Source organism: Streptomyces sp. NPDC059900 (assembly GCF_050270335.1).
Taxonomy (GTDB): domain Bacteria; phylum Actinomycetota; class Actinomycetes; order Streptomycetales; family Streptomycetaceae; genus Streptomyces.
Window position 1 is genome coordinate 1 of the sequence record NZ_JBNNJZ010000916.1, and the last position, 2173, is coordinate 2173.

2 protein-coding genes are annotated in these 2173 nt (G+C 67.4%); both read left to right on the forward strand.

Annotated elements, in window-relative coordinates; translation table 11 throughout:
- Positions 1-1213: Fe-S cluster assembly protein SufB (gene sufB / locus ACQKIP_RS45655; protein ID WP_427745694.1), on the forward strand; the 1213-nt coding region annotated here is incomplete at its 5' end.
- Positions 1214-1277: 64 nt separating this feature from the next.
- Positions 1278-2173, forward strand: an 896-nt coding sequence (locus tag ACQKIP_RS45660; RefSeq protein ID WP_427745695.1) for a SufD family Fe-S cluster assembly protein, incomplete at its 3' end; no start/stop codon positions are given.

Consider the following 2173-nt stretch of genomic DNA (forward strand, 5'->3'; position numbering starts at 1 on the left):
GCCCAACTGGGGCTCGGACCTGTCGGGCATCGACTTCGACAACATCAAGTACTTCGTCCGTTCCACGGAGCGCCAGGCGGAGTCCTGGGAGGACCTGCCCGAGGACATCAAGAACACGTACGACAAGCTCGGCATCCCCGAGGCGGAGAAGCAGCGCCTCGTCGCCGGTGTCGCCGCTCAGTACGAGTCCGAGGTCGTCTACCACCAGATCCGCGAGGACCTGGAGGAGCAGGGCGTCATCTTCCTGGACACCGACACGGCGCTGAAGGAGCACCCGGAGCTCTTCAAGGAGTACTTCGGCACGGTCATCCCCGTCGGCGACAACAAGTTCGCGTCGCTGAACTCCGCCGTGTGGTCCGGCGGCTCGTTCATCTACGTCCCCAAGGGCGTGCACGTCGAGATCCCGCTCCAGGCCTACTTCCGCATCAACACGGAGAACATGGGCCAGTTCGAGCGGACGCTGATCATCGTCGACGAGGACGCCTACGTCCACTACGTCGAGGGCTGCACGGCGCCGATCTACAAGTCGGACTCCCTGCACTCCGCGGTCGTCGAGATCATCGTCAAGAAGGGCGGCCGCTGCCGCTACACGACGATCCAGAACTGGTCGAACAACGTCTACAACCTGGTCACCAAGCGCGCCGTGGCGTACGAGGGCGCGACCATGGAGTGGATCGACGGCAACATCGGCTCCAAGGTGACGATGAAGTACCCCGCCGTCTACCTCATGGGCGAGCACGCCAAGGGCGAGACGCTGTCCATCGCCTTCGCGGGCGAGGGCCAGCACCAGGACGCCGGTTCCAAGATGGTCCACATGGCGCCCAACACCTCCTCCAACATCGTCTCGAAGTCCGTGGCGCGCGGCGGCGGCCGCACCTCCTACCGCGGTCTCGTCGAGATCGGCGAGGGCGCCGCAGGATCGAAGTCGAACGTCCTGTGTGACGCGCTGCTCGTCGACACGATCTCCCGCTCCGACACGTACCCCTACGTGGACGTGCGCGAGGACGACGTGTCCATGGGCCACGAGGCGACCGTCTCCAAGGTCTCCGACGACCAGCTCTTCTACCTGATGAGCCGCGGTCTGACGGAGTTCGAGGCCATGGCGATGATCGTGCGCGGCTTCGTCGAGCCGATCGCCAAGGAGCTGCCCATGGAGTACGCCCTGGAGCTGAACCGGCTGATCGAGCTGCAGATGGAGGGTTCGGTCGGTTAAGACCGGCCGGTCCCCCGCAGCAGCGACCGATTTCTTTACCCAGAGAGAGAGCACGACGACAGCCATGGCTGAGGCTCAGAACATTCCGGTGGGATCCACCACCGCCGGGTCCATCGCGGTGGCCGCCGAGTCAACCGTCGCCACCCGCATGAGCGCTCCCCCGTCCTTCGACGTGGCGGACTTCCCGGTCCCCCACGGCCGCGAGGAGGAGTGGCGGTTCACCCCGCTGGAGCGCCTGCGCGGGCTGCACGACGGCACGGCGGTCGCCACCGGCGGCATCCGTGTCGAGGTGACGGCCCCGGCGGGCGTGACCCAGGAGACCGTAGGCCGTGAGGACGCACGCGTGGGCAAGGCGGGCAAGCCCGTCGACCGCGTCGCCGCGCAGGCCTACAGCTCCTTCGAGAAGGCCTCGGTGGTGACCGTCCCCAAGGAGACGGTCCTGACCGAGCCGATCCGCATCGCCGTGCACGGCGAGGGCGGCCTCGCCTTCTCCCACCAGGTCATCGAGGTGGGCGCGTTCGCCGAGGCCCTCGTCGTCATCGACCACACCGGTGACGCCGTGCTCGCCGCCAACGTCGACTACCTCCTGGGTGACGGCGCCAAGCTCACCGTCGTCTCCGTCCAGGACTGGGACGACAAGGCCGTGCACATCGCGCAGCACAACGCGCTGATCGGCCGCGACGCCACCTTCAAGTCGGTCGTCGTGACCTTCGGCGGCGACGTCGTACGCCTGCACCCCCGCGTCGAGTACGCGGGCACGGGCGGCGAGGCCGAGCTCCTCGGCCTGTACGTCACCGACGCCGGCCAGCACCAGGAGCACCGCCTCCTGGTCGACCACAACCAGCCGCACTGCAAGTCGAACGTCGTCTACAAGGGCGCGCTCCAGGGCGACGACGCCCACGCGGTGTGGATCGGTGACGTCCTCATCGAGGCCGCCGCCGAGGGCACGGACACGTACGA